General features: G+C 63.5%; 12 protein-coding genes. 2 read left to right on the forward strand and 10 right to left on the reverse strand.

The window, feature by feature from the left end:
- Window positions 1-14: 14 nt before the first annotated feature.
- On the reverse strand, window positions 15-455 hold the full coding sequence (locus tag M5C71_RS09790; RefSeq protein WP_103499594.1) for a DoxX family protein: 441 nt from the start codon (window positions 453-455) through the stop codon (window positions 15-17).
- Between the two features lie 141 nt (window positions 456-596).
- Here M5C71_RS09790 and M5C71_RS09795 point away from each other — a divergent pair, with 141 nt between their 5' ends.
- Window positions 597-1,517, forward strand: a complete 921-nt coding sequence (locus M5C71_RS09795; protein ID WP_152736937.1) for a LysR family transcriptional regulator — start codon at window positions 597-599, stop codon at window positions 1,515-1,517.
- A 52-nt stretch (window positions 1,518-1,569) separates the two neighbouring features.
- On the opposite strand, the gene M5C71_RS09800 is transcribed toward M5C71_RS09795, so the two are convergent.
- On the reverse strand, window positions 1,570-2,715 hold the full coding sequence (locus M5C71_RS09800) for a M14-type cytosolic carboxypeptidase (protein ID WP_248767725.1): 1,146 nt from the start codon (window positions 2,713-2,715) through the stop codon (window positions 1,570-1,572).
- 369 nt (window positions 2,716-3,084) lie between these two features.
- The gene (locus tag M5C71_RS09805) at window positions 3,085-3,447 is read right to left on the reverse strand and encodes a DUF3077 domain-containing protein (RefSeq protein ID WP_103499591.1); all 363 of its coding nucleotides are present in this window, start codon (window positions 3,445-3,447) and stop codon (window positions 3,085-3,087) included.
- A 129-nt stretch (window positions 3,448-3,576) separates the two neighbouring features.
- On the opposite strand from M5C71_RS09805, the gene M5C71_RS09810 reads away from it, so the two are divergent.
- A complete protein-coding gene (locus tag M5C71_RS09810; RefSeq protein WP_103499590.1) occupies window positions 3,577-4,227 on the forward strand; it encodes a LexA family transcriptional regulator in 651 nt (216 codons plus the stop codon).
- A gap of 208 nt (window positions 4,228-4,435) precedes the next feature.
- Here the strand turns inward: M5C71_RS09810 and M5C71_RS09815 are convergent, their stop codons facing one another.
- The 7 genes from M5C71_RS09815 to M5C71_RS09845 form a co-directional block, all read right to left on the reverse strand.
- The gene (locus tag M5C71_RS09815; protein ID WP_248767726.1) at window positions 4,436-6,382 is read right to left on the reverse strand and encodes an acetyl/propionyl/methylcrotonyl-CoA carboxylase subunit alpha; all 1,947 of its coding nucleotides are present in this window, start codon (window positions 6,380-6,382) and stop codon (window positions 4,436-4,438) included.
- Window positions 6,382-7,197, reverse strand: coding sequence for a gamma-carboxygeranoyl-CoA hydratase (locus tag M5C71_RS09820; protein WP_218224897.1), 816 nt, complete (start codon window positions 7,195-7,197; stop codon window positions 6,382-6,384). The genes M5C71_RS09815 and M5C71_RS09820 overlap by 1 nt, the downstream gene beginning before the upstream one ends.
- Before the next feature lie 44 nt (window positions 7,198-7,241).
- Window positions 7,242-8,849, reverse strand: a complete 1,608-nt coding sequence (locus tag M5C71_RS09825; protein WP_248767727.1) for a carboxyl transferase domain-containing protein — start codon at window positions 8,847-8,849, stop codon at window positions 7,242-7,244.
- A gap of 11 nt (window positions 8,850-8,860) precedes the next feature.
- Window positions 8,861-10,024, reverse strand: a complete 1,164-nt coding sequence (locus tag M5C71_RS09830; protein WP_103497102.1) for an isovaleryl-CoA dehydrogenase — start codon at window positions 10,022-10,024, stop codon at window positions 8,861-8,863.
- A gap of 163 nt (window positions 10,025-10,187) precedes the next feature.
- On the reverse strand, window positions 10,188-15,182 hold the full coding sequence (locus M5C71_RS09835; RefSeq protein ID WP_248767728.1) for a DUF6543 domain-containing protein: 4,995 nt from the start codon (window positions 15,180-15,182) through the stop codon (window positions 10,188-10,190).
- 276 nt (window positions 15,183-15,458) lie between these two features.
- Window positions 15,459-20,513 (reverse strand): DUF6543 domain-containing protein, encoded by a 5,055-nt coding sequence (locus M5C71_RS09840; protein WP_248767729.1) that lies wholly within the window; start codon window positions 20,511-20,513, stop codon window positions 15,459-15,461.
- 148 nt (window positions 20,514-20,661) lie between these two features.
- On the reverse strand, window positions 20,662-22,800 hold the full coding sequence (locus M5C71_RS09845; RefSeq protein ID WP_248767730.1) for a hypothetical protein: 2,139 nt from the start codon (window positions 22,798-22,800) through the stop codon (window positions 20,662-20,664).
- Between the last annotated feature and the right edge of the window lie 420 nt (window positions 22,801-23,220).

Here is a 23,220-nt window from a genome sequence, read left to right on the forward strand (position 1 = left end):
TTATAACCGCCCGGTCAGGCTTTGCGACGGGCATCCAGGCTCAGGCGACCGCCACCGAAAGCGACCACCTGCAACAGGCCACCGGCCATGGCGATGTTCTTGAAGAAGTGGATGAACTGGTTCTGGTCGCCCAGGTGATTGTGGAACGCCAGGGCGGTGACCACGGTGAACAGTGCCATGACCAGGGCGACCGCGCGGGTGCGGTAACCGAGGATCAACAGCAGGCTGCCGCCGACTTCGACGACGATCGCCGCGATCAGCGCCAGCTGTGGCAGGGGCAGGCCCACCGATTCGATGTAGCCGATCATACCGGCCGGGTTGGCGATCTTCGAGAAGCCCGAGAGCAGGAAGATCGCGGCCAGCAGGACGCGTCCGGCGAGGGCGATGGCAGCCGAAGCGCTGGCGCTGTCGGATTGACTGTGGAGTGCGGAGTTGGCATTGGCGGTGTTGGACATGGACTTGTACCTATGAGAGCGACGCGACCACCATGGTGCGTCGGAGTGGTGTGCAGTCTGCCATCGCGCTAACGTACGCAATAGCCGAATAATTTCGAGGATTAGGTTCGAAAATATCGAACGCCTCCAGGAGCCCACCCCATGATTCCCAATCCCGGCACACCGACCCTCGACCAACTGCGGGTGCTGCTGACCGTGGTCGAAACCGGCAGTTTTGCCGCGGCCGCGCGCAAGCTCAGTCGCGCCACTTCGGTGATCAGCTACACCATCGCCAATCTGGAACTGCAACTGGGGGTGCAGTTGTTTGATCGTACCACCACGCGCAAGCCGCAGTTGACCGACGCCGGCCGTACGGTGCTGACCGAGGCGCGGACCATCTACAGTGGCATCGATGGCTTGCGGGCCAAGGTCAAGGGGCTGCTGCAGGGGCTGGAAGCCGAAATTCACCTGGTGGTCGATGTGATGCTGCCGGCGGCGCGCCTGGTGGATGTGCTCAAGGGCTTTCGCGCGCAATTCCCCACGGTGCTCCTGCACCTGCACGTGGAGGCCCTGGGGGCGGTGGCGCAACTGGTGCTGGAGGGGCGCGCGAGTGTCGGTGTCAGTGGTTTTTTCAGTCGCGGCATGGCGGGGCTGGAGCGGGTCGGGGTGGGCAGCGTCCAGCTGATTTCAGTGGCCTCGCCCAGTCATCCGCTGGCCCAGGGTGTGAACCTGCCCGGGGCTGGCCGTGAGCATGTGCAATTGGTGCTCTCGGACCGTTCGAGCCTGACCCGCAACCAGGAGTTCGGCGTGCTCGGCACCCGCACCTGGCGCCTGGCGGACCTGGGCTCGAAGTTGATGCTGCTGCGCGAAGGGGTCGGCTGGGGCAACATGCCCGCGCCGATGGTGGCCGAGGACCTGGCCAGTGGGCGCCTGGTCAGCCTGGACCTGCCGGATATGCGCGGCGGCCCTTATGGGCTTGATGCGATTTATCGAACCGACACGCCGCCAGGTCCGGCGGCGTCCTGGTTGATTGCCCGGCTGGTGGCGCAAGTGGAGGCTCCACCCGCCTGCACGGCCGGCTGAGGGGCTTCGGCGCGGGGTGCAATGGCGCGGGCCCTTGCACCACCGTGCCGCTTCAGCGCAGGTGTTCGACGATATCCGCGACGCTGCTGAGCAAGTCCTTGGCCAACTGCTTCGAGCGCTGGCCGGACCAGCCGGCGTGCAGGTCCGGGGCGTCGTCGTTGTCCTTGAAGGGCATTTCCAGGGTCAGCGACAGGCAGTCGTAGCGCTGGCCGACGCTGTTGCAGGCCAGGGTCATATTGGCTTGGCCGGGCAGGCTGCGGGTGTAGCCGTGGGTGGTCTGGAAATCCGCCGTGAGCGCGCTCAGATGACTGCGAAAGCGGCTTTCCAACTGGGCGATACGCGGTGTGTAGCCGGGGTTGCCTTCGCAGGCGGCGGTGAAGATATAGGGGATGGTCTCGTCGCCATGGACATCGACGAACAGATCGACGCCATGCTTGGCCATCTGCTGCTGGACGAACAGGACTTCGGGGCTGATTTCCTGGCTGGCGTTCTGCCAGGCACGGTTCAGGTCCTGGCCCATGGCGTTGGTGCGCAGATGCCCGTGGAAGGCCCCGTCCGGGTTCATATTGGGCACCAGGTAAAGGTCGGCGCGGGTCAGCAGGTCGCGCAGCTCGGCATCGTCCTCCTGTTGCAGGCGCTCGATCACGCCTTCCATGAACCATTCGGCCATGTGCTCGCCCGGATGCTGCTGGGCGATGATCCAGACCTTGCGCCGGCCCTCGGCGCCGTTGCCCTTGCGCAACAGCTGGATATCCCGGCCTTCGACACTTTTACCGACGGCCAGCAACTCGGTGCCGGCGTGGGTCAGGGCCTGCTCGATCAACCAGTCATGGCGTTCGCGGCTGTAGGGTTCGAAGTAGGCGAACCAGGCCTGCTCCTGTTCGGCCACCAGGCTGATATGCAGGCTTTCGCCGTCGAAACGGGTGTCGACGCGGAACCAGTTCTGGTGATCATAGGAGGCGACGGCGCGGTAGCCGGTCCAGGCCTTGTTGTAGGAGGACTGGCTGGCATTGCTCAGTTCGAAGGTGTAGGTCTCGCCCACGCGCAGGCCTTCAACCTTGAAATGGAACCACTGGAAGTGCTGGCTGCGGGTATCCGGCTCGATGGCCAGGAGCAGGTGGTGCGGGTTGCTGGTGTCCAGTGCCTGGATATTGCCGCTGTCGAAGTCGCTGCTGATTTTGAGAGGAGATAGAACCACGGGTGAGTACCTGAAAAGGCTTTTTGTGGCGGCTACTCTACACCTCGATGGCGTATTAGCCGAGGCGCGAGGTCATGACTGCCCACCCAGAGGGCAGTGCACCTGTCTTCATCAGCCTGAAGCCAAGCCCGCGAATAAAGCGGGTGCAAAAAAAGACCCGGCAAAAAGCCGGGTCAAAAACCGTGATTAGCCTGATGAGGAGATAATCCAGGAGTCCGACCTAAGGTCTCCGGGTTATCGACCGATCTCGCGATCAGCTTGTAGTAATAATAATCATTATCATTTGAAGATCAAGTCTTTTCCCGTTCTTCGCGGATATTATTTTCCCATTCCTTCCCCAAAGTCGGTTATCCCCTGGCTATGGCGGACTCACGTCGTGCGGGTTTGTATCTGCACGACGCGGTCCACCAGGGCCTTGGCCATGTCGATCATGTACACCACCGAACAACCCAGGTCGCGGTTCGCGCTGTTCGCGGCTTCGTAGGCGGCCGCCGCCGCGCAACGCAGCAGGTCCGAGGCCTGGATCATGGCGTCCTCGATATCCAGGTCGTCGCGTACGGCAAAGAGCTTCTGGTGGAGGGGGTCATCGCTGGTGTTCGCCGCGCAGGCGGCCGTTGAAACAGCTGGTTTCAAATAATAGTCGAGTGCACGTTGGGCGGCGGCGCGATCCTTGAGGGATGCGAGGGGGCTTTTCGAGTCGGTTCGAGGGCTTTCTGTCGTGATGGAAGTCATGAGGGGCCTGCCTTTCAGAGGAAGTTCAAATCAACTCTCCAAGATTAGTACTATTGGTATTGCGTTGCTTGTCACAAACAATACATTTTGTGTATTGAGCGCTGAAGTACTGTCCGTATTGTTCCGTCCATGGATAAATGGATAGCGTTGGTGAAGGCCAAGCTCGAAGAGCTTCGTCTTTCGCAGGAAAAACTTGGCGAACGCCTGGACATCACCCAGGGCGGTGTCGGTCATTGGCTGAACAAAAGGCGTAAGCCTGATCTCGTGATGATGAACAAGGTCCTCCAGGCGCTCGGGCTCGGGCACCTGGAGGTGGTCCTGCTGGTTCGCGACCGCGCGGTGGCGGCCCAGGCCCCCGAGGAGCGGGACGAGCAGGTCTACGACATCACTTCGGCGTTTCGTTACCCGGTCAGCGACTGGCAGGTGGTTGCCACGTTGCAGGACTCGGCGAAGGGCGAGTACGCCGGGCGTTACGAGGTGACCGATCATTACGCCCCGGCGGCGTTCTGGTTGCAGGTGGTGGGGGATGCGATGACGGCTCCGTCCGGCACCAGCGTGCCCGAGGGCATGATGGTGCTGGTGGACCCGGATCGGGAGGTCAAGGCCGGCAGCCTGGTGGTTGCCCGCCTGCGGGAGGGGGAGGAAGCGATTTTCCGCCAGTGGATGGAGGAGGGTGGGCAACCCTATCTCAAGCCGCTGAACCCGACCTGGCCGAAGATTCCGGTTGGCGAGGATTGTTGCGTGATCGGCGTGGTGGTGCAGGCGACCGCGAAGTTCTGAGGGTTGGCTCCGTTCGTGACGCGTTCACCTGTGGGAGCGGAGCTTGCCCGCGAAGAATGCGCTGCGGTGTATCAGGTATACCGCGTCATCGTTCTTCGCGGGCAAGCTCCGCTCCCACAAAAGCCCAGGCGTCCGCAAGATCGATGCAAGACGTGCCGGCCTCATCGCCGGCGAGCCGGCTCCCACAATGTCCGTGGCGAGTCGAGAGTCAGGATTCCAGCTCCACCAACGCACTGCCTTCGCTGACCATTTCACCTTCCTGGCAATACAGCGCCTTGATCACGCCCGCCTGGGGCGCGCGGATGCTGTGTTCCATCTTCATCGCCTCCAGCACCACCAACTGGGCCCCGGCCTCGACGCTTTGCCCGACTTCCACCAACACCCGCACGATACTGCCGTTCATCGGCGCGCTCAGGCCGCCCTGATGGCCGTGGCCGCTGTCGACGGCGGCAATCGGATCGAAGCGGGAGATCTTGTGGCATTCGCCTTGCCAGTGCAGATAGAGCCCGTCGGCACCGCTGATCAGCCGATGCCGACGGCGAACGCCGGCCTGTTCCGTCGACAGGTATTCGCCGTGCAGCTCAAGCCGAGTGCCCGGCGTCAGGCTGACGGCCCGGTCCTCGCCATCGCAGCTCAGGTGTACCACGGTTTCCGTCGGCAGCCCGCTACGAAAGCCATTGCCTTGAGCCCAGGGCGAGGCCGCGTCGTCCGCCCGTACGCTGGGAACCTGGCTCTGGATATAGGCCTGGGCGGCCACCTGCCAGAACTCATCGGTACGCGCCCCCGGCGGCGGCAGTAGGTCTTCCTGGTAACGGGGAATAAAACCGGTATCCAGTTCCGCCTCGGCAAACGCCGGATGGGCAACGATCCGCCGGAGGAAGCCGAGGTTGGTTTTCAGCCCGCCGATCACGAACTCGTCGAGCATCGCCAGCAAGCGCAGACGCGCCTGTTCGCGGGTCTCGCCCCAGGCGATCAGCTTGCCCAGCATCGGGTCGTAGAACGGCGAGACGCTGTCGCCCTCGGCCACGCCGCTGTCGACCCGGCGTCCCGGCCCTGGCGCCGACTCGCGATAAAGCTCCAGGCGCCCGGTGGCCGGCAGGAAATCATTGCCCGGGTCTTCGGCGTACAGGCGTACTTCGATGGCATGGCCATGCAGCGGCACCTGCTCCTGGGTAATCGGCAGCGTTTCACCGCAAGCCACACGAATCTGCCAGGCCACCAGGTCGAGGCCGGTAATGGCTTCGGTGACCGGGTGCTCGACCTGCAGGCGGGTGTTCATCTCCATGAAGAAGAAATCGCCACGGGCATCCAGCAGGAACTCCACGGTGCCGGCGCCGACATAACCGATGGCCTGGGCCGCGCGCACCGCCGCCTCGCCCATGGCCTGGCGCAGTTGTGGACTCAAGCCTGGCGCCGGGGCTTCCTCGACGACCTTCTGGTGACGGCGCTGGATCGAGCAGTCGCGCTCGTTGAGGTACAGGCAGTGGCCGTGCTGGTCGGCGAACACCTGGATCTCGACATGGCGCGGCTTGAGCAGGTATTTCTCCACCAGCATCCGCGAATCGCCGAAAGACGACTGCGCTTCACGCTGGGCCGAGGCCAGGGCTTCGGCCAGTTGGCTGATGTCCTCGACCACCTTCATGCCCTTGCCGCCACCGCCGGCGGTGGCCTTGAGCAGCACTGGATAACCGATACGCTCGGCGGCGGCGCGGAAGGTTTCCAGGTCCTGCGCCGCGCCGTGATAACCCGGCACCAGCGGCACCCCGGCGGTTTCCATCAGGGCCTTGGCCGCGGACTTGCTGCCCATGGCGTCGATGGCGCTGGCGGGCGGGCCGAGGAACACCAGGCCGGCGGCCTCGATGGCCCGGGCAAAGCCGGCATTTTCCGAGAGAAAACCGTAACCGGGGTGAATCGCCTGGGCGCCGCTGGCCTGGGCGGCGGCGATCAGTTTGTCGATCTGCAGGTAACTTTCGGCGGCCTTGCTGCCACCCAGGTCGACGCGGATATCGGCTTCGCGGCTATGCCGGGCATCACGGTCGATGGCGCTGTGCACGGCGACGGTGGTCAGGCCCAGGGCCTTGGCGGTGCGCATCACCCGGCAGGCGATTTCGCCGCGATTGGCCACCAGGATGGAAGTGATCACGGGCGTGCTCATCAGCGCGGCTCCTTGGCGGTGGACTCGGCCTGCCAGTTCGGCGGGCGTTTTTGCAGGAAAGCCCGCAGGCCTTCCTGGCCTTCGGCGCTGACGCGGATACGGGCAATGGCGTTTTCGCAATAACGCCGGCGCGCCGGGCTGAGTTCGCCGCTGCCGATTTCCCGCAGCAGTTCCTTGCTCACGCGCATGGCTTGCGGGCTGTTGAGCAGCAGGTTGTCGATCCAGGCCGTGACCTGTTGATCCAGCTCGCCGGCCGCACAGGTTTCCGACAACAGGCCCAGCTCGCGAGCGCGCAGGCCGCTGAAGCGTTCGGCGGTCAGGGCGTAGCGGCGCGCGGCGCGCTCACCGATGGCCTGGACCACGAAAGGACTGATCACCGCCGGGGCCAGGCCGATGCGCACTTCCGAGAGGCAGAACTGCGCATCCTCGGCGCCGATGGCCATGTCACAGGCACCGATCAGACCGAGGGCACCGCCATAGGCCGCGCCCTGGACCACGGCCAGGGTGGGGATTTTCAGCTTGGCCAGGTTGTACATCAGTTCGGCCAGCTCGCGGGCATCGTCGAGGTTGGTGGCGTAGTCGAGCTGGGCCGACTGCTGCATCCAGGCCAGGTCGGCACCGGCGCTGAAGTGCCGGCCACGGCCGCGCAGCACCAGGAAGCGCAGGGCGGCGTTGGCCTGGACCTGCTCCAGGGCGAGGATCAGTTCGCGGATCATCTCGGCGTTGAAGGCGTTGTTCTTTTCTTCGCGGCTCAGCCACAAGGTGGCAAAGCCCCGCGGGTCGATCTGCAGTTCGAGGGTGTTGAAGTCGGTCACGGTACGGGCTCCGCTGAAAGAGGGGCGGCGATAGGGCCTCATGGTCACATCCGGAACACGCCGAAGCGGCTCGGTTCGATCGCGGCGTTGAGGGAGGCCGAGAGCGCCAGGCCAAGAATGTCGCGGGTCTGGGCCGGGTCGATGACGCCGTCGTCCCACAACCGGGCACTGGAGTAATACGGGTGGCCCTGGTGTTCGTACTGGTCGAGGATCGGCTGCTTGATCTCGGCTTCCTGTTGCGCCGAGAAGCTTTCGCCATTGCGTTCGTGCTGCTCGCGCTTGACCTGCACCAGTACCCCGGCAGCCTGTTCGGCGCCCATCACGCCGATCCGCGCGTTCGGCCACATCCACAGGAAGCGCGGGTCATAGGCGCGCCCGCACATGCCGTAGTTGCCGGCGCCGAAACTGCCGCCGATGATCACGGTGAATTTCGGCACCTTGGCACAGGCCACGGCGGTGACCAGCTTGGCGCCATGCTTGGCGATACCGCCGGCCTCGTATTTCTGGCCGACCATGAAACCGGTGATGTTCTGCAGGAACAGCAGCGGAATGCCACGCTGGCAGGCCAGTTCGATAAAGTGCGCGCCTTTCTGTGCTGACTCGGCGAAGAGGATGCCGTTGTTCGCCAGGATCGCGATGGGGTAACCGTGCAGGTGGGCAAAACCACAGACCAGGGTGGTGCCGAACAGCGCCTTGAATTCATCGAACACCGAGTCGTCCACCAGCCGGGCGATGACTTCACGCACATCGAACGGTTGCTTGGCATCCGCCGGAACCACCCCGTACAGCTCCTCGACAGCAAAGCGCGGGGCAATCGGCGTGCGTTGCTGCAACTCGCCGAGCTTGCGCCAGTTGAGGTTGGCGACGCTGCGCCGGGCCAGAGCCAGGGCGTGTTCATCGTTTTCGGCGTAATGGTCGGCGACGCCGGAGATCTTGCAGTGCACATCGGCGCCGCCCAGGTCCTCGGCGCTGACCACTTCACCGGTGGCGGCTTTCACCAGTGGGGGACCTGCGAGGAAGATGGTCGCCTGCTGGCGGACCATGATCGCTTCGTCGGCCATCGCCGGCACATAGGCCCCGCCGGCGGTGCAGGAACCCATGACCACGGCGATCTGCGGGATGCCCTGGGCGCTCATATTGGCCTGGTTGAAGAAGATCCGCCCGAAGTGTTCGCGGTCCGGGAACACTTCATCCTGGCGCGGCAGATTGGCGCCACCGGAGTCCACCAGGTAGATGCAGGGCAGGCGATTCTGCTGGGCGATGGTCTGGGCCCGCAGGTGTTTTTTCACCGTGAGGGGGTAGTAGGAGCCGCCTTTGACCGTGGCATCGTTGGCCACGATCATGCATTCGACGCCTTCGACGCGGCCGATCCCGGCAATCACTCCGGCGGCCGGCACGTCTTCGCCGTAGACCTCATACGCCGCCAGTTGGCTGATTTCCAGGAACGGCGAGCCGGGATCGAGCAGGCGGTTGATCCGTTCGCGCGGCAGCAGTTTGCCCCGCGAGGTGTGCCGCTCCTGGGCTTTCGGCCCGCCACCTTGCTGGACCTGGGCCAGCAGGGTGCGCAGGGCGACGACCTGTTCGAGCATCGCCGCGCGGTTGCCGGCGAACTCGGCCGAACGCGGATTGAGTTGCGTGTGCAGGATTGCCATGTGCGCGCCCCTCAGCGGGTTTCGTTGAACAGTTCGCGGCCGATCAGCATGCGACGGATCTCGCTGGTGCCGGCGCCGATTTCATACAGCTTGGCGTCGCGCAGCAGGCGTCCGGCGGGGAATTCGTTGATATAGCCGTTGCCGCCGAGGATCTGGATCGCATCGAGGGCCATCTGGGTCGCGCGCTCGGCGCTGTAGAGGATCACCCCGGCGGCGTCCTTGCGGGTGGTCTCGCCGCGTTCGCAGGCCTGGGCCACCGCATACAGGTAGGCGCGGCTGGCATTGAGCTGGGTGTACATGTCGGCGACCTTGCCCTGGATCAGCTGGAACTCGCCGATGCTCTGGCCGAACTGCTTGCGGTCGTGGATATAGGGCACCACCAGGTCCATGCAGGCCTGCATGATCCCGGTCGGGCCGCCGGAGAGCACCACGCGCTCGTAGTCGAGGCCGCTCATCAGCACCTTCACGCCACCGTTGAGCACGCCGAGGATATTCTCTTCCGGTACTTCGACGTCATCGAAGAACAGCTCGCAGGTGTTGGAGCCGCGCATGCCGAGCTTGTCGAACTTGTTGCTGCGGCTGAAGCCTTTCCAGTCACGCTCGACGATAAACGCGGTGATGCCGTGGGCGCCCTTTTCCGGCTCGGTCTTGGCATAGATCACGTAGGTGTTGGCGTCGGGGCCGTTGGTGATCCAGGTCTTGCTGCCGTTGAGCACGTAGCGGTCGCCGCGTTTGTCGGCGCGCAGTTTCATCGAGACCACGTCGGAGCCGGCATTGGGTTCGCTCATGGCCAGGGCGCCGACATGCTCGCCGCTGATCAGTTTGGGCAGGTATTTGGTTTTCTGTTCGTGATTACCGTTGCGGTTGATCTGGTTGACGCAGAGGTTGGAGTGGGCGCCGTAGGAGAGGGCGACCGAGGCCGAGCCGCGACTGACCTCTTCCATTACCAGCACATGGGCCAGGTAACCCAGGCCGGCGCCGCCGTACTCTTCCGGAACAGTGATGCCGAGCAGGCCCATGTCGCCGAACTTGCGCCACATATCGGCGGGGAACAGGTTGTCCACGTCGATCTGCGCGGCCCGCGGCGCCAGCTCCCGGGCGACAAAGGTCCGCACCTGGTCGCGAAGCATGTCGAGGGTTTCACCGAGGGCGAAGTTCAGGGTCGGATAGCTCATGGGGCACCTGTTGTTATGGGTTGAGCAAGGCGTGGGTGTGAGTGATTGTTCACCTTTACGTTAACGTAAAGGTGATAGGGCTGACTGTCAATCGGACATTTTCGACGCAGCAGCCCGTTCGCCACCTGTTTCGGCCTGGCTCAGGGCCGCAGCCTCGTTGGGTTCAGCTCGCCAGCCCGTGCTCGCGCAACGCCTCCAGGGTCAGGCGCTCCATCTCGTCGCTGTGTTCACGCCCGATGGTTTCGTAGAGGGCCTGGTATTCGGCGTCGGTCATGGGCCGGGCAAATACTTCCTGCTCGGACTTGCCCAGGGTGCCGGCCGAGGCTTTTATAACCGCTTGCAGCCGGGTCTTTTCTTCCTCGGGCAGGTTTCCATTGTTGAACCAGCGTTCCTGTGCCGATTGCAGGTCCAGCAGGGCATCGCTCTTGGTCTCGCGCAGCGCCTCTTTCGCGCTGAGCTCCTGCAGATACTGGATCTCCATGTACTCCTTCCAGAACTCCTGTCCGAGGATCTGCCTGACCCCATCCAGCGGCTGCTGCTCCTGCTCGAGGATGGCCAGGTAAGCGGCATCCACCTGGGCCGGGGTGACCCCGGAAATCTGGTGGTAATTCATCTTCGAGGCCTGCCAGGGCAGTTCCAGCCGATCCCCCAGGCCGATGCGAAAGGCCAGGTAGACTTCCGCTTCATCGGGACGTCGACCCTCGGCCTGGCGTTTGCCGATCAGGTCCCGGGCCTGGGCGTTGACGCGATCCAGGCGCGATTTTCCCTTGGCCAGTTGCAGCAGTTTCAACTCGATCTTGCGGGCGTCCGGTTCGGTGTAGGCTTCATGCAGCAACACGTCGAGGCCCATGTCGCTGAAGGCCACGGTGATGCCGTCGGCACAGGCGTCCGATTGCGGTGCGTTGGCCTTGGCGAAGAGTTTCTCCCGCAGCGCGGTGTCATCGACCGCGGCGCTGACCATGCGCCGGACCTTGTCCATGAGTCCGGGACGAGTGGCGCTGTCGGCATAGTCGGCCGATTCACGCAGATCGCCGATCACCCGGAAAAACGCTTCGGACTCATCGACCGGTTCCTCGCCGGCCAGGCGCAGCCAGGTGTCGCGAAAGGCCTCCTGCGCCTGGCTGTCGAGCCCTTGCAACCAGGCACTCTCATCCCGTGAGACGGGTCCTCGCGGGCCATACGGACTATGGGCCGGCGAGTCGCCGCCGCTCACGCTGGCTTCCGAATCCGAATCGACCGGCATATCCAGCCCCAGGTCGATCCCGGTTTCCGTGTTGTAGTCCACGGCGTCATCGAAAAAGTCCCTTTCGATGGGGTTGTGGTAGAGGTTGATGGCCCTGGCGATGCGTTGCCCTTCTTCGCTGGTGTCCAGGACGGTGCTGGGGATAGTGGTCAGGTGATTCGAGCTCAGGTCCAGTCGGGTCAGTGCCGGCAGTTCCTGGTAGCCGGTCGGCCATTGGGTGAGCCCGGTGTTGCGCAGGTCGATACGCTCCAGTTCGAGCATCGCGCTGAAATCCGGCGAACGGCCAAGGGTCGGGTTGCTGGAAAGGTTCAGTTCCCTCAGGTGGGTCAGCCCTTCGAGGAGGTTGGCCGTTTCCTCGGTCAGGACGATACGGTTGCCGCTCAGGTTGAGGTGGACCAGTCCGCTCATCGAACCCAACGCGGGGGGAATCTCGGTCAGGACGCCACCGCCGATATACAGGCGCTTCAACTGCGGGAAACCCTCGAGGAAACGGTTCAGTCCCCGGGTGATGTCCGGGTGGGTCCCGCTCATGAACAGTTCGGTGACATGGCTGAAGTTGGCCGACAGCGTCGGCAGCCGGGCTGTCGAGTCGTAAAGTGAGAAGTTGATCTGATAGCCTTCCGGGGCGCTGCCCAGGAAGGGTTCCCGGCGCCAGCATTGCCTGATCGCCCGGGCAATATAGTGCCTGACCGTCACGCCTATCTGGGGATCCGGCGGTGTACTGACCCAGGTTTCGAGCTCCGTGGACAAGGTGTTGTATTCGCTTTCCAGTGCCTCGAGGCGTTGCACCGCCGCGCCTTCGTTCAGGCCGCGCAGGTCGAGAAAGGCCTCCACATTGCGCCAGTCATGGGTGGGGTAAAGACGTTGCGCAAGCTCGGTGAAGGCCGGGGAGCGGGCCCCCACGATTCTTTCTGCCGCCTCGGGCCCGGCGGCAGACGGGCCGGGCCGGCGGGCGGCCAGGCGCCTCGGCGGCGTTTCGTTGGGTTTGGTGGGGGGCAGGCCGAGGAGTTTTTCCATCTCCTTGCGCGGCGGCAATGGCTGATCGAGCACGGTCTGCTTCAGGCTGGCGGCCTCATGGGGGCTGGGAAAGCCCAGGGCCTTGCGCTCGGTGTCGGGCAGGGCGTGCAGGACACTGCTGTACAGATTGTCCGGGCCGTGGAGTTCCTGGCCCAGGGCGTCATGGGCTTCGTACTGGTCGCCATTTTTAACCAGTACCTTGCGAATCGGTGCCTGCTCCGCGCCAAGGCTGTCGAGCAAGGGCCCGCTGAAGTAGGGCTCGCGTACTTCCAGACGAACCTGATCCGACCAGCCCGGCAGCTTGCCGATCTGGTTGAGGATCAGCTTGTCGGTATCGGGGTTGCTCGTCGCCTCGAGATACAGTCCTTCCCGGGCGCGCGCCAGGCGCAGCTTGTGGCTGTAAGCGCGGGCCTCTTCGGCCAGGCGCAACGGCACACGCCTGGCGTTGAGCAGAACCCGCTGTTCGGCCGGACTGGCGTTTCTGGACAACTCCTCCGCGATCGGCGTCGACAGGCTGGGAAACTCTTTGCGGATCACCGCAACGGCGGGGTCGTTGCTCTGGGTGCGATAGCGATAGTGTGAATCGAACAGCGCCGCCCGGCGATTGCCGGCCTGGGTCGCGAGCTTGCGCCGGAGGGCCACGGCACGGGCATCCAGGCTGATGGGACCGGTGCCGAAATCTTCGCCCAGCAAACTGCGGATCTCGGCCTCGTCGAGGTTTTCCAGGACCTTGCGCAGCAGTTGGTTGGCGTCGAGCCCGGGCCAGCGCAGGTCGATACGCTGCAAGGCTTGCGCCTGGCCGGCGGGGTATTCCTTCAGCGGCACGCCGTGGCGGTCCAGCAAGCGCAACACTTTCGAGGGCGGCCAGACCGGTTCGCTGGTGAGCAACTGCAGTTCCATGTGCAGTTCGTCGATTGAACTGTTGGCCGCGCCACCGCTTTGCAGGCGTTGCACCAGGCGCTTGAGGTCGCGGTCGAGCTTGAAGCGGGTCACGCTGTCTTCGAGCAGGGCCGGGGGCGGTTCCTGGTCCAGGTGCAGCAGGCGCAGGGCATCGTCGTCGACCCCGCTCAACTGCATGATTTTTTCCGCCGACGCCGGGTCCAGGCTGGCCGCATCCGGCCCCAGTCGGGAAAACAGCTGCGGTTGCCGCCACTGCAAGGGTTGCTCGAATTCATGGCGCCAGGCGCCCTTGCCGTTGTGATGGATCAGCGGGGCGTAGGCGTCGGGGTTGTTCGGGTGTTGCAGGCGGAAGCGGTTGGGGCTTGTGCCGGGCTTGATCCGGTAATGGCGGCCGTCAAGACCCAGGAAGGTCTTGTCCTGATGGTGATAGAGCCCCGCGCCATCGGGCTGCAGCTCCAGCGTGTCGGGCAGCCGGTGTTCATAGGGGGTCAGGTCGGGTTTCCAGAGTGCCTGTTCGCCTTGGGCGGTGTTGATCGGCTTGAGCCCTTCGATAAACGTCGAACCTTCGAAGTCCAGGGTCATGACGGCCCCCAATCCCAGCAGTTCAACGTTCAGCAGCACGCCCATAAAGCCGAGCACCGCCTGCATTTTCTCTTCATGGCTCCATTCCTCGATGCCGTTGTAGAGCTGCACGATCAGTTGCGCGGCGGCGACCGCGAGCATCGCCTCGCCGAGCCCGGGCACCAGGAACAACAGATTGACCCCCCAGTTCAGCAACGAGCGCAGGCGCGCGGTGCGGGTCTTCTTGTCCTCGTCGTCCGTGGGCACCGCGCTGATCCGGGCGTCGTCGAGCTTCTTGACCGTTTGCAGAACGCAGAACTCGCTGAAAGGATTGTCGCCCAGCGAGCCTTTCTCCAGGCGCAGGTTGGCTTGCGGGGCCGGCTTGCGCTGCCCGCTGACGGGGTCGAGGGGGCTCAGGCAATCCTCGAGGGCACGCAAGAGTGCCGGTTGGGTGCGCAGGTGAACATAGCGCTTGAAGAACGCCTGATAGATTTTATCCCGCAGCCGTTCCCTGAGTTCATCGTGAAAGGCGCTGAAGGACGGATAGCGCTTGACGGCCTGGAGCGGATCACCCGACAGGTAGACCACGCAGGGGCGGTCGCCGGTGCTTGAGAGGGCGTCGTGCTCGATCAGCAGCACGCCCTTGAGCAACGCGCCCCAGGCGCCGCTGTCGACGTTCGGAAAGTCGAGCAGGGTCAGGGAGTAGCAGTGCACGGGACGGTTGTCCCAACGGGGTGTTCGCGTCGGATCAAGCAGGCTTTGCAGCATCCGGTAGGCCGACTGATCCAGGTGGCCCTTGATCAGGGCGATTTCCGCTTGCACCGCCAGTTCGTCGCGCTCCTGTTGCTCGAAGAGGTTCTTGAAGCGCGGGCTTGGGCGGTTGCGTTCGGTGGGCAGGAGAAAATGTTCGATGTGTCGCTTGTACTGGCCGCCCAGGTCGAGCCGACGGCAGAGGGCGGCGAAGTCCGGAGGCGCGATGGGCTTTTTCAGGACCGCGGTACTTCTACGCTGGATGGCCGAGCCGTGGTCGAAACCGAAAGGGCCGGTTTCGCTGCTTTCAAAGTTCTGCAGGGCGGCTTGCAGCAGGCTCTGCACGACAATGTTCTCCCGACGCGGTTCGCCGAGGTTGGCGGCGGCGAGGATATGCACATGCCGGAGTTGGTCGTGGTGAATGTCCAGGCCCGGGCCATAGTGCTCGTCCAGGGCCCGGGAGAGCAGCGGCGCGGCAAAGTCCTTGGCGCTTTTGAGACCGTGTAGATGGCGCGCCAGTGCGGCTTTGGATATCTGGCTCTGCCTGAGACGCGTGGCGAATGCCTGGCGTCGTTCGAGGGAAGCCTGGGTCAGCCAGGGCGGCAGCTGCTTGAGGATCAGGCGATGGTTTCGGGTCGATCGAACCTGACTGGCGGCGGCCGCTAGTGGGGGTTGTCCGGTACTCATGAAGATCAACTTTTTCCGTGAATGAGGCTTTCAGCTTATGCCGAACGCCTGCACTTAAAAGTTGAAAAAGTTGAGTTAAATCAGTTGGTTAATATCAATAATCCGCGTCTGTAAAATAGTCGGTTATGGCCTTTTGACCAGCGTCTCGTGCTAGCTGGCTCTTGTGGGAGCAGAGCTTGCTCGCGAAGAGGCCCGTGAGAGCGCTAAAAGCTTCGTCGGAACACCGCCCGGACCAAGCCCCGCACACACAGGCACCGCTCCACTCGAGCCCCGCGTCTATAGGTCGTGTTGCCGCAGCAACTGTTCGGTCAACTGCTCCAGAGTGTCGCTGTAGGCTTTGGCGATATCGCCGGACAGTCTCAGATAGGTGCTGTCGGTCATGGCACTGGCGAAGGTTGCGCCGGGTGTCAACCCGAGTGTCTGGGCCGATTGTTTTATCGTCTCGGCCAGGTCGGCGTTCTGCTGCTCGTCCAGGGGATTGCCGCCGAACCATTCCCGTTGCGCACTCAACAAATCGTCGAGCGCGCCGATCAGCTTGTCGCGCTGCTCCCGTGGCGCCTTGAGCGGTCCCTCGTGAAAGCGTTCCTCCAGATAGTCCTTCCAGAACGGCTGGCGGACCAGGCGTCCGGAGGTTTCGCCGGGCTGACGCTCGTCGGCCAGGATGGCCTGGTAAGCCTCGTCGAGTTGCTGGCTGCTCACGCCGGCCACCCGGTCGTGATTCATTTTCCGGGCTTGCCAGGGCAACCCGAGCCTTTCGGCCAGGCCGATGCGAAAGGCCAGGTAGATTTCCGCTTCATCGGGATCTACCCCGCTGGCCTTGCGGGTGTCGATCAGATCCTTGGCCTGGCGGTTCACCCCCTCCAGACGTGATTTTCCCCGGGCCAGTTGCAGCAGTTCGGCTTCACGGGCTTCGAGGGGCAGGGCCCTGGCCTCGTACAGCAGGACATCGAAGCCCATATCGCTGAACACCACGCTGATCCCGTCTTCACAGCTATCCGGATCCGGCGCATTGGCACGCCTGAACAATTGCTCGCGCAGCTCGGTATTTTCCGTGGCGGCCCTGACCATGCGCCAGACACGCTCGGACAATTCGGGACGATGTTCGGCGCTGATATAGTCGGCGGAATACTTGAGGTCTTCCAGCACCCTGAAAAACGCTTCGGAGGCTTCGATATCGTCGCTGGCCAGCCGCAGCCACAGGTCGCGTCTGGTTTCCCGTTCCGACCTGCTCAGGCCCTCGAGCCAGTGCGTGTTGTCACGGGGCACGGGCGAGGGCGAGCCCCAGCGGCTGTGGCGGGAGCTGGCGCGCGATGGCTGGCGCGAATCGCTGCTCCACTCCGACTGATCGTCGCTTTCGATCAGCACGTCGAGGCCCAGGTCGAGATCGGTTTCCTGTCGGTAGCGGTCGACACGTTGGCGCAGTGCGACCGGTATCGGGTTGCCTTCCAGGTTGATCGCCCGGTTGAGGCGTTGACGTTGCGGGTCGGTCCCGAAGACCTCGTCGGGAATGGCGCTGATGCGGTTGTCGCTGAGGTCGAGGCGTCTCAGGGCCGGGAGATTGGCATAACCCGGCGGCCAGTCGCGCAGCCCGGTATTGCGCAGGTGCAGGTAGGCGAGGCGGGTCAGCGGGCTCAGGTCGGGCAGCATGGACAGGGCGCTGTTGTTTTCCAGGATCAGCACTTCCAGGCGGATCAGCTGGGTCAGGGGAGCCGCGCTGGCCGGTGTCAGGACAATCTGGTTGGCCTTGAGGTCGAGGTGCCTGAGCGCCATCAGCCGGCCCAGGGCCGTGGGCAGGTTCGTCAGGGCATTGCGGCTCATGTCCAGTCGTTGCAGGCGTGGAAAAACGTCGAGGAAACTGTCCAGTTCCGGGGTTGCGCTGAGCCCCAGGCCGCGCAGATGCAGTTCGCTGACATGCTTGAAGTTTGCCGACAGCGCCGGCAGGCGGTCCACCGGATAGCCCGCCAGGCTGAGCTGGCGACCGCCGATGGGCAGTTCGTCGGCATCGCAGGCCAGCTCTGTTTCATGGCGCCAGCAGCGCTTGATCAGCAGGGCGACCTGTTGTTTGCCGCTGGCTTCGGCGGAGGTCTGGGGTTCGCCGAGCCAGGCGTCAAGCTGGTCTTCCAGGGTCGCGTATTCGAGTTCCAGCGCCCGCAGTCGCGCTATCCCCGCGCCCAGACTCATGTCCCGCAAGCCATGCAGGGTTTCCACCTCGGAGAGACGCAGGGTCGGATACAACTCCAGGGCAAGGCGGTTGAATTCGAATGAGCGCAGTGCCCGGCCCGCGCCACGCCCGCTCATCGGATAGGCCAATTGTCCGGCGGCCAGGCGCATCGGCGGGATATGGTGCGGTTTGATGGGCGGCAGACCGAGGCTCTCGCGCAGTGTTTCGCGGGGTGGTAACGGTAGCTCGAGGAGCATTTGCCGCAGCTGCGCGCCCTGACCGACATGGGGCAAGCCGAGGGCGGCCCGCTCGGCGTCCGGCAAGGCATGCAGCACGGCGGCATACAGGTCGTCCGGGCCATGCAACTCTTGACCTTCGGCGTCGCGGGCCGCATAGCGCTTGCCCTGCTTGATCAGGACCTTGCTCACGGCGGCCGGCTCGGGGCCGAGGCTGTCCAGCAGCGGCCCGTTGAATGTATCGTCGCGGATTTCCAGGCGCAGCGCGTTCGACCAGCCCGGCAGCTTTTCCAGCATGGGCAGGATGACCCGATAGGCCTCGGCCTGGTCGACCGAGTCGAGACAGGCCTGTTCATAGAGCCGGGCGATACGGACGTTGTGCAGGTAGTAGCGGGCCTCCTCGGCCAGGCGCAGCGGCACCGATCCGGCGGCGAGCCGTTGCAGTTCGACGCTGTTGGCCTGGCTGAGCAGTTCCCTGACCACCAGGCTCGGCAGCGAGGAGAAGTCCCGCTGGATCAGCGCCTGCGCGGCGGATGGATGGGTCGAGCGGGTACGAAACTCATAGTGGGAGGCGAACAGGCTATTGCGCCGTTTGAGTGCCTCCCCGGCCAGTATCTGCCGCAGTTTGCGGGTGCGCGCCGCCAGGCTGAGGGGGCCTTGCCCGAACTCTTCGTCGAGCAGGCTGGTGATCTCGGGTTCTCCCAGCCGAGTGAGCACAAGTTCGAGCAAGTCATTGGCATGCAGGTTGTCCCAGGTGGCGTCTATGCGCGTCACCCGGGCGTCTGCATCGGGCGGGTACTCGGTCAGCGTGACCTTTTGCTCATCGAGCAAGCGCAACACTTTCGAGGCCGGCCACACGGGCCGGTTGGTCAGCAGTTGCAGGGTCATGTGCAATTCATCCCGTGAATAACCCAGGGCATCGCCGCGTTGCAGACGGGCGATCAGGCCGTTGAGGTCGCGGTCGAGCTTGAAGCGGATCAGGGTGTCGCGCAGCAAGGCCGGGGGCGGCAGGTTATCCAGATGCACACTGCGCAGCACATCGCCGTTGATGCCGCTGATCTGCATGACGCGCCGGGCAGCGCTTTCGTCGAGGGCCGCGGCCTCCGGCCCCAGGCGTCTGAACGCGCCCAGGTCGTTCCAGGCCAGCGGCTGCTCGAACTCATGGACCCAGGCACCGGCGCCGTTGTGCCGGAAGGTCGGGGTATAGGCGTCGGTTTTGCGTGGATGCCGGGCTTGATAGCGGCGGGACGACGCCTGCGGCTTGAGTTCGTAGTATTTGCCGTCGAGCGGCAGGTAGGTCCGGCCCTGATGGTGATAGAGGCCCATGGCATCGGGCTCCAGGGTCCGGGGCAGGACCAGCTTGTGGGCGAACGGTGCCAGGTCGGGATTGAACAGGCGTATATCGCCGTTGGGCAGCGTCACCGGGCGCAGTCCATCGACAAAGCCGGCACTGGCGATCGCCGCGTTTTCGGCGGCCGCCGCGGAGGCTCCAGCGGCTCCCAGCGCAGTGATCAATGAGAGGTTTTGCAACACGCCGGTCAGGTAGGCCCAGGCTTGCTGTTTTTCGCCCAGGGCGAAGCTGTCGATCATGTGGAAAATACTGTTGCCCAGCTGTACCGCGACCACCCCCAGCATGATTTCCCCCAGCCCCGGGACAATGAACGCCGCGACATTGAGGATATTGAGGGCAATATTGAGGTAGTGCTGCAGGCGCGCCGTAAGGCTTTGCCGATCCTTTTGCGCCGTGGGCACCGCGACAAACCGGGCGTCGTCGAAGAAGCTCTCGACCTTCTGCTGGTAGCGCTGACGAAACAGATAACTGCCGATTTCCTCGCCGGCGACATCGAGTTTTGCCCGCGGGTCGGGTGTCGGCTGATAGAAATAGCCGTTCCATTGCTTCGGGTTGAGGCGTTCCTGGAGTTTGTCGAAAAACCTTGTCCGCTCGCGCTGGGGAATGAAGCGGACAAAGAACTTCAGGTAATCGAGAGTCCGCAGCTTTTCCCGCAGGTCGTCTTCGAAGGCGGTGCGGGAAGGGTACTGCTTGATGGGATGGAAGGGATCGTCCGGCAGGTAGACCACCCAGCTACGGGCATGGTCGGCGGTACGTACGACCAGAATTCCGTTGAGCGGGATTCTCAGCAGGCTCAAGGTAAAGCAGCGTTGTGGGTGTCCGGCCGGTACCGGCACTTCCTTGCCCTTGGCCACCTCCAGCATCAGCCGATAGGCCGCCTCGTCCAGATGAGAGCGCAGGAAGGCGATATGCACCTGGGTTTCGAGGGCATAGGCGTCATACACGGTGAAATGGCCACGAACACTGTGCTGTGCTTCCAGCGCCGTTTCCCCAGCCCTGGCGGTTGGGAAGAACACCTCATGGAGATGTTCCTGGTACTGCCGGCCCAGATCCAGCTTGCGGCACAAGGCGGCGAACCTGGTTGGCGAGAGGGGCAGTCGCCGCGCGTCCGGATCGATGGGATTACCGCTGTGGATCGCCGCCGCGTCGCCGGGTGCGTCCAGCTTGCCTTCCTCGGTTTCCCGGGCTTCGTAGTTGTGCAGCGCGGCGTGCAGCAGGGTGGAGATGGATGAGCGGAGATCGCCCGGGATACCCTTGGTCGGTTGAAAGATGAAGGTCCGCTTGGCATCCAGCGCCTGCCCGAACTCCTTCTTCAAGGCCTGCTCCAGCAAGGGTTTGGCGAAAGCTTCAATACTGTTCATGTTGCGCAGCACGGCCTGGACCTGGCGCTGGTAGTGCAGGCAGGCGGTGTAGCTCTGATGCAGTTGGCTGAAGATCTCCGGTGCTTCTTTCAACGCCGGCAGGTCTGCTGCCAGTGCGCGTTGTCCCAGGGCCAGGTGCGTCGCGGTGTCGGCCTGGACCAGCCATCCGGGGAACTTGCCCTTGGCCAGATCATAATGGCGCCCCCGATGCCCTCGGAGCATGGGGGGGCGTTTGGGGGCAGTGGCGGACCCGACGTCCGCCGAAGTGTTTGCTGTCATGGTGTGAGGCCCGATTCGTGATTCGAATGGGCAGCGTATGCGACGTATCGCTTGAGCCTGCGGTAGGTATTCACCCGATCAGGCGGTGAAATCAGCTGCTTGAGACTGGCCAGGTCACGTCATCGGCAAAGATCTTTCCGTCGGCGGGCCAATTCAGCACAGTCCCGCCGGCCTCGGCCACCTGGTCGATCAACTGATCGTAGACCGCGCTGTTGTCGACCCCGCTCCAGGTTGCACTCTCGATGTCGGCGGCGGTGTGTCCCGCGGCCTGATGGATTGCGCGGACACTGGCGGCACGGGTCAGGCTGGAGTTGACCAGCCAGATCCGTTCGGCACTGACGCCTCGGTCGGAGACTGAAATATGCCCTTCGATATCGTCATAAGGAAAGAAGTTGCTTCTCTGCGGATCACGGTTGAAAAAGCGATTTTCCTGCCCCGGCACGACCTCGACGTTGCGGGTATCGATCATGTAGATGAAGCTGGTGATCTGCCGGTGCCTGTAGGTGGTATAGCCGCGTTCGCTGTCGAGGGAAATCGGCGCGCCCGAGCCCGACCCGTTCGATGCCGCTTCACTCGGTTGGCGGGTGCTGCCCGAGGCTGACGACGAAGCGGCCTGGCTGGCATTCGACGAGCTCTCATCGGCGCTGCCCTCGCTGTCGGCGTCGCTGCCGCTCTCCGACTCGGGGCGTCTGCCGGGATATTTGTTGGTTTGCCTGTTGTAACGCAGTTGGCCGATACCCGGCCCGCCACCGACGCTGTAGTTTTTCGCGTCGCTCAGGCTGAAGGTGGCGCTCAGGGCTTTTTTCGTGGTCGAGCCCGGTGGGTGGTTTTCACGGGCGAGCATGCAGCCATCCCTGGCCAGTTCGAACGGCGTGCGATCTTCCGTCCTGAACATGGCGGGGATATCCGTGCGGTACAGGCAGCCATGGATGTTTTTCCGGTAGCCGATCTTGAGCAGGAAAGCCTCGAGGAATGGCCGGGTGTAGTAGGCGTCGAAATCCGGGTCGAGCGAGTGCGGTTCGAAGTTGCGGATATTGCGGATGTGCGGCAGCACTTCCTGTTCCAGCAAGTCAAAGCGCCGTGGATCGGTTTCGGTCGCCGACTTAAGTTTGTGCGTCTGTGCCCAGTCAGGGACTCTGGCGTGTTCCTGGAGTGCCTGTTGCAGGCGAGGCAGCATGCTGGGAAGCAGGTTGTATCCTCGCAGGATCTGCCCGCGTTCTTCCGCGCTCTTGTCGGGATGGGCCCATTTCAGCGCCCGGATCAATTGCTCCCTGGTCTTGTCTGCCTGGCTGGCATTGGCCCATTGCGGCTGTTTGCCGGAGGTTTCGACCTCGGAGCGGAAGCGCGTTATGTCGTTGCCGTGAAGCCCGTAGTGTTCCCAGATCTCGTGGTCGGTCCAGGCGGGCAGTCGTTCGGCGGCAAGCGACTGACCGTTTGCGTCCATCCGACCCTCTGGCGGGTCAACCAGCACCCAGTTGTCGTCGTCCTTGCTGAATGCGTACACGCTGTCTTCGGTGTTATCGGCATCAAACTTTTTCAGGCGATAGTAACCCTGGCTGTCAGGGCCCGCGAGACGGGTGTAGGGGGGCTGGCCGGAATAGCTGAATTTGGCCACGACGACAGCGGACGCCCGTGGTGTGTCGGCCGCACGGCTCTCTCCAGTCGCCGGATCGTCAACCAGGCGTGGCCGTTTGCGCGGTGGCGGGCTGGCCGTGGCCTGATCGACGGAGGCCGCCATGGGCTCCGTTCCCCAGGTGCTGCCGTTGCCTATCCGATAAAGCGCGGGGCCGGACGGCAGCAGTTCATTGGAACGTTTTGCCCGGTAGGTCTCGAGTTGCGTGTCGTACGCGACCATGACCGTGCCACCGCTATCGAGATCGACATAGTGACGGTTCTTGATGATCCGCAGGCCCTGCGGGTCGGGCGGCGGCAATGCCCGGCTCGTGCTGACCCGGTAGCTCTCCAGTGAACGGGAGGTGGCGCTCCTGGCCTGATCCGGAAGATCCGTCAGTTGCAGGTTCTGCTCCGTTGGCGTGTTGATTGCCGGTCGACCAAGGGCGGGCGCCTGACCGCCGGAAACCGCCGGGTTGTCCAGGTGGTGTGGGCGCAGGCCGCTGGTATGTGGCCCCGTGGGAAGTGATGGGCGCAAGGATTCGGGAAGGTCCGGCGTCTTGGGCACAGGTACCTTGATGGCGGACGACGTGGGTTTGACCGGGGTTCTTGGAGACATGGTGATACCTGCCAATTAAAGAAATAAGCATCCTGTTCAGGATCTGTCATCAGTCGGGTATTGATACGGGGCGATCGCACAGGCGGATGGCCGCGTAGGCAGGTTCAGTATCCGCTCCATGAATTCGGCGGATGCGGTACATAGATAGGTACAAGGAGGATTTGTCAGCGAATGACAGGAAGGCAGAAACACGAAGGGGAGCCGAAGCTCCCCTTGAATGTGTTGTTGTATGCTCTTTTCTTATTATTGAGGGGCGGTCTGTTGTTGTTTTTGTCGACCGTGACCCTTTCTCGCCGTTTAGGTGACCCCCATCCGGGGTCAAAGAGCAAACGTATTTTTTTGAGCGCTGATCTGCTTTATCAGGTGATCCAACCAGTTCGGGAGCTACCTTGAGGTAGTTTTATTGTTCTCTGTCCGGTT

Origin of the sequence: Pseudomonas sp. MWU12-2345 (assembly GCF_023242385.1) — a bacterium.
In the GTDB taxonomy this organism is placed as follows: domain Bacteria; phylum Pseudomonadota; class Gammaproteobacteria; order Pseudomonadales; family Pseudomonadaceae; genus Aquipseudomonas; species Aquipseudomonas gingeri_D.